At 38.8% G+C, this 5,374-nt stretch carries 5 protein-coding genes; all 5 read right to left on the minus strand.

From position 1 onward, the window contains the following. Positions 1 to 205, minus strand: a 205-nt coding sequence (locus KGY70_16345; GenBank protein MBS3776769.1) for a hypothetical protein, incomplete at its 3' end; no start/stop codon positions are given. A gap of 117 nt (positions 206 to 322) precedes the next feature. Next, the gene (locus KGY70_16350) at positions 323 to 2,722 is read right to left on the minus strand and encodes a GH92 family glycosyl hydrolase (protein MBS3776770.1); all 2,400 of its coding nucleotides are present in this window, start codon (positions 2,720 to 2,722) and stop codon (positions 323 to 325) included. Positions 2,723 to 2,744: 22 nt separating this feature from the next. Continuing rightward, entirely contained in the window at positions 2,745 to 3,725 is a 981-nt protein-coding gene (locus KGY70_16355; protein ID MBS3776771.1) for an ROK family protein, read from the minus strand. Positions 3,726 to 3,748: 23 nt separating this feature from the next. Then, positions 3,749 to 4,897, minus strand: a complete 1,149-nt coding sequence (locus tag KGY70_16360; protein ID MBS3776772.1) for an MFS transporter — start codon at positions 4,895 to 4,897, stop codon at positions 3,749 to 3,751. A gap of 53 nt (positions 4,898 to 4,950) precedes the next feature. After that, a partial coding sequence (locus KGY70_16365) for a DUF4976 domain-containing protein (GenBank protein MBS3776773.1) occupies positions 4,951 to 5,374 on the minus strand: 424 nt, incomplete at its 5' end.

Here is a 5,374-nt window from a genome sequence, read left to right on the forward strand (position 1 = left end):
CCTCTTCAGCCAGACGGTCGATCCGTGGCGTATAAGTATTGGGATAATTCTGGGTACTCAAAGTCCATGGTCCCTGATCATCGGTAACAATAAATAAAAAATTAGGCCTGTTTTTCTGTGCATTGCACAATTCAGGACTTGCAATTCTGAAGGCAATTGTAGCCAGAAAAACAACAAGGACTTTTATCAAATATCTGTGATACATACATTTTCATAATTTGCCAACAATTCTTAATGATTCTTTTAAAGTCTTAATTTCATCTTCTTCCGAATTTTTTTACTGTATCCATATTATATTTTATGATCTATTTTTATGAAGAATTTACTTTATTTTTATATTCGCTATTGGATCCTCTTTCAGGCTTGAATTCCAAAAAGATTTATTTGGAGAGGGTCCCATTTCAAACTCCAGCCGGCCGCCATTTACAATCTCTTCATGGGTAATCCAGGGCCGCTTCAAGGGTTGGCCATTCAACCTTGCCGATTGGATGTATTTATTATCTCCGGAAACATTATTGGCGATCACCGTAAAAGTTTTATCGTCATAATATTCACCAAGATTAACTTCAATCTTATCGAATAGCGGACTACCTATCAGATAAACCGGGGTTCCGGGCGTTACAGGATAGAATCCCATGGCATTAAATACAAACCAGGCCGACATCTCGCCCATATCCTCATTCCCAGGTAATCCCCACGCATCTATTCCATATTGGGTTTCCATTATTCCCCGCACACGTGTCTGTGTTTTCCATGGCTCCCCCGCATAATTATATAAAAAAGCTTGGTGATGAGAGGGCTCATTGCCCTGTATATATTGTCCGATAGCTCCGGTACTTCCTACATACCACGGTCCTTCATTTGAAGAAGAAGCATTGAACAAACCATCCAATCTTTCTGTGAATTTTTCCCGTCCTCCCATCAGGTCTATCAAACCCTGAATATCGTGTTGGGGATAAAAAAGATATTGCCACGCATTGCTCTCTGTATAATGCCGGTGCGGAGAAACCCCAATCCACCACTTATTCCAGCAATCATAATAGGTGTTATTCCCGTGTCTTACAATTTCCGGAGACCTGCCTTCACATTCGGGAAGCCATGACCCATCGGAAAACCTGGGACGATAAAATCCGGTTGTCTCATCATAAAGATTTTGATAATTATTGGCACGCTCCTTCAATATTTGATAATTATCCATATCATCCAAATCTTTCGACATCTGAGCCAATATACCGTCTACATGAGAATCTTCCAGTGTCTTTGAAACCGACTCCCGGACTTTCTCCGCTGCCACATAACCTTTTTCTGCATAAGATTCAAGTCCTGCGCGACTTCGGTCAGGAGGACCCGGCTCAAAAGCATTTTTTAACATCGCTTCATATGCCTTCTCAACATCAAAGTCCCTTATCCCTTTCATATACGAATCAATTATGGTGGTAGCAGCATGGTCTCCTATCATAATGGGAGTATAAAAATTCGCATAACTCACCTGACTCGGTATTCGGCCACCCTGATCATACATTGTCAGAAATGTTCTGATCATTTCTGTCTGACGCTTTGGTTCGATAATTGTAAAAAGAGGATGAACTGTCCGGTATGTATCCCATAGAGAAAAATCAACATAATATCTGAAGTCATTTTCATGGATAACCCGATCTTCGAAATGGCTATAATAAGCCCCATCAATATCAGAAAATACACGTGGAAACAATAAACTATGATATAAGGCTGTATAGAACTTGATCTTATTTTGTTTGGTACCAGCGCTTACCTGAATTTTATTTAATTTTTCATTCCAGTTCTCTTCGGCATCCCTCTTTATATCATCAAAACTCCAACTTGTAACTTCTCCCCGGAGGTTTTTCCTGGCTCCCTCTATACTTGTAAATGAAATGCCAACCCTTGCAATAACTTGTTCTTCCGCTTCTGTTTCATAATCTATATAAGCTCCTATACCATCTGTTCCTTTAGCTGAACGCTGATCTTCAATAATATCACCCCCGCTAAATATCCCAAAAGAATCAAAAGGCTTGTTAAATTCTGCGAAAAAATACCAGGTCAGTGGTTTGCCTGAATAAAATTCCAAAGTTGTATAACCTGCAACCTGATTATCATCAATTACTTCAATAAATGCTTCTTTGTGTAATTCAGACTCCTCTGGCTCACGTGTTATATCAATTACAATGTGGGCATTACTTGTTTCAGGAAAGGTATACCTATGCACGCCAACCCGTTCCGTTGATGTTAACTCTGCTGTAATATCATAATCGTCAAGGAGTACCTTATAATAACCCATATGCGCTTCTTCATTATCATGGGAAAAACGAGACCTGTATCCTTTTTCCGGTTCATCCTCAATCCCCGGTTCAATCTGCAAAGTACCTGCCATCGGCATAAGTGAAATCTGGGCATACTTCGCAACATGACCAATACCAGTGCCACTCAAATTGGTATGGGTGAAGCCAATTATTGTTTTACTGTCTCTGCCGTGAGGTTCACTACTATAGGAATATCCTTTATCTCTTATAGCTCCGGTGGCAGGACTTAATTGAACCATGCCAAAAGGTTGGGCAGCTCCGGGAAATGTATGCCCATAGACTGCAGTTCCTATAAAAGGATTTACATAATCTATGGGTTCATTGGTATTATTTTCTGAAGAACAGCCACCAACAAAAAGTAATGAAGCTATTGCAATTAACTTTAGTAAAATACGATTTATCATAATTGAAAATTTATTCCAATTGTTAATTATCTATTTCTATTCCAGTTTCTGCCTCAATTGCCACACATAAGGCAGACAGGTCTCCAATTCGCTCACCCAACTCAGCCGGAACAATTTGACAGGCACTTACTGCCCCAGGCAAAGCTTCTTGTTTAACAATTTCTCGGGCAGGATCCAGCAACAGATCACCCAATCTAACTGCCATACTCCCTACAACAATTAATTCAGGATTTAAAATATCAAGTAAAACAGACAAGCCTTTCCCAAAATACTTCCCGCTTTTCTTAATGACTTTAAGTGCTATTTCATCTCCCTTTTTTGCTAATTCAACAACATCTTTACCTGTTATTTTAAAAGGTTCCTTATACTTTTCAAGCATTTGTTGTTCTCCAATTTGTTCTTTAAGACAAAGAAGTTCGAAGGCCATCATCTGAGATAGACCGGTACCACTACAAAATCCTTCAAAAGAACCCCTTTTGTTATATCCAATAGGCCCATCACTGTCTAACCGAATATGCCCGGCTTCTCCTCCGAGATCGTTGGTACCGGAATACAATTGTCCATTCAGAATCAAACCTGCTCCAAGTCCGGTACCGAAGGTTAAAAAAATCAAATTGTTATATCCTTTACCTGCTCCATATCTCCATTCAGCTAATGCTCCTGCGTTTGCATCATTTTCAATAGCAACCGGGACCTGAAATTTATCCGTGAGAATTTTTACTATAGGTACTTTATCCCATCCGGGAAGATTGGGAGGAGAACAAATCATTCCCTCTTTACTGTTCAAAGGTCCGCCACAACTGATTCCAATACTTGATATTTTTTGTTTGTGAGAAAATTCGGATATCTGCTCTATAAAAAAATCAACCGTGGGCTGCCAGTTGTTTTTACCTTTGGTAGTAGCTATTTGTTTCCTTTGATCAATATTTCCTTGGTCATCAATTAACAAAACCGCCGACTTTGTGCCGCCAATATCAATACCAATATACCATTGTTTATTCATTTTTAATTGGGTTTTAGACTTATTTACTTAGTAAATCTCATATTATAAATCGCCAGAAAGCTTAAATAAAGAAAAATTCCAAGTGGAATCAGGAAACTTATTTGGATAGACCATTCTGCAACCACTCCCATAATGGCCGGAATAAAAGCCCCTCCGACTATTGCCATAACAAGCAATCCCGAGAGTTCATTGTCCCTTTCCGGCATGCTATCAATGAGAATAGAAAAAATAAGGGGAAAAATATTTCCAAAACCTATTCCGGCAATAAAAATAGAGACAATCACAATTGTTTCGGATGGCATAAACATGCCCAATAAACCTGCCAATCCTACCAATGAACTGATAATGAAAAATCTTTTAGGAGATAAATAGTTGAGTATTATTGAACCAAGCAATCTGCCGATGACCAATGATGTAAGAAAAAAACCTATGCCTAATGTTGCCAGGCGCTCGATATCCAGTCCAAATCTATTCTCAAGGTATGTTGCAATCCAGGAATTCAAACCTACTTCTGCACCTACATATAAAAAAATCCCCAATACCATTAAAGATACACGCCGGATTTTTAAAAGTGCAAAGCTGCTGCCTACGCTGGCCAAACTGTTTAATCCTTTGGCCTCGCTGGAGTTTACCATCTTAAGAGGTAAAATGGCAAACAAGGTAATGGCCACAACAATAGCATAAATCAAAAAAATGTTTTGCCAGGCCAGGCCAAGAAAAACGATTAACGGAACAACATAAGGCCCTGTATTGGTACCTATGCTTTTAATGAACTGAGCAAATGTGAGGTTCCTTGAATATTTGCCCTCTTCAGAAACATCTCTCATAGCTGGATTTCCTGCAACCTGGAGCCCACACATACCTATTCCCACCATAAATATGGCAATAAGTACATAATAATACTGAGCAATGCTGATGCTTGGTATCAGTAATCCAATAAGTGCAATCAAAAGAAATGTAATCAACACGTACTTTTTCCCTTTCCTGTCCGATAAAATTCCGATGGGTACAGAAAATAAGCCAAAAGGGATCAGCCCTGCAAAAGGCAATAATCCTGCAAGACTGGAAGATAGATCAAATTCCTTTGTTGCAAATCCAACAAGGGTACCGACCACATCACCAAAACCCATTACGAAAAAAGCAAGAAAAATTGGAAGCGTTTTAAGTTTCATAGGACTATTTCATTTAATAGGATTTATAATTATTTTTAAATTGATCTTATGTTTTATAACTCTTCTGGTATATGCCATTTTTCCGGTATAAAATCAGGATTCAGGCTTGGCAATTGAGCATTTACCCGTTCTCTCCATTTTGTCAGTTTCTGATATAAACGGTTAGCTATTTTTTTATGACTGTCAGCCAAATTGTTCTGTTCTTCAATATCTTTTTTCAGATTGTACAATTCTATTTTATTATCTTCAAAGTAATGCAGCAGTTTCCACTTTCCATCACGCATAGCACTAACGGGGCCTTTCCTTCCGGGATAGTAATGGGGATGATGCCAGTATAATGCTTCTCTTTCCAAATTATTTGATGGATCTTTTAACACCGGAGCTATAGAAATGCCATCCAGGTTTTTATTGTGTTCTTCCTCTCCTTTGAAACCCAATAAATCCAGAAAAGTTGGATAAAAATCCGTCGAGGTTACA

Source organism: Bacteroidales bacterium (assembly GCA_018334875.1).
GTDB lineage: Bacteria > Bacteroidota > Bacteroidia > Bacteroidales > UBA12077 > JAGXLC01.

What these genes read in the sequence shown, in the direction of transcription:
- KGY70_16350 (MBS3776770.1), bottom strand. Translation starts at nt 2,722, where the DNA reads ATGATAAATCGTATTTTACTAAAGTTAATTGCAATAGCTTCATTACTT.
- KGY70_16360 (MBS3776772.1), bottom strand. Translation starts at nt 4,897, where the DNA reads ATGAAACTTAAAACGCTTCCAATTTTTCTTGCTTTTTTCGTAATGGGT.
- KGY70_16355 (MBS3776771.1), bottom strand. Translation starts at nt 3,725, where the DNA reads ATGAATAAACAATGGTATATTGGTATTGATATTGGCGGCACAAAGTCG.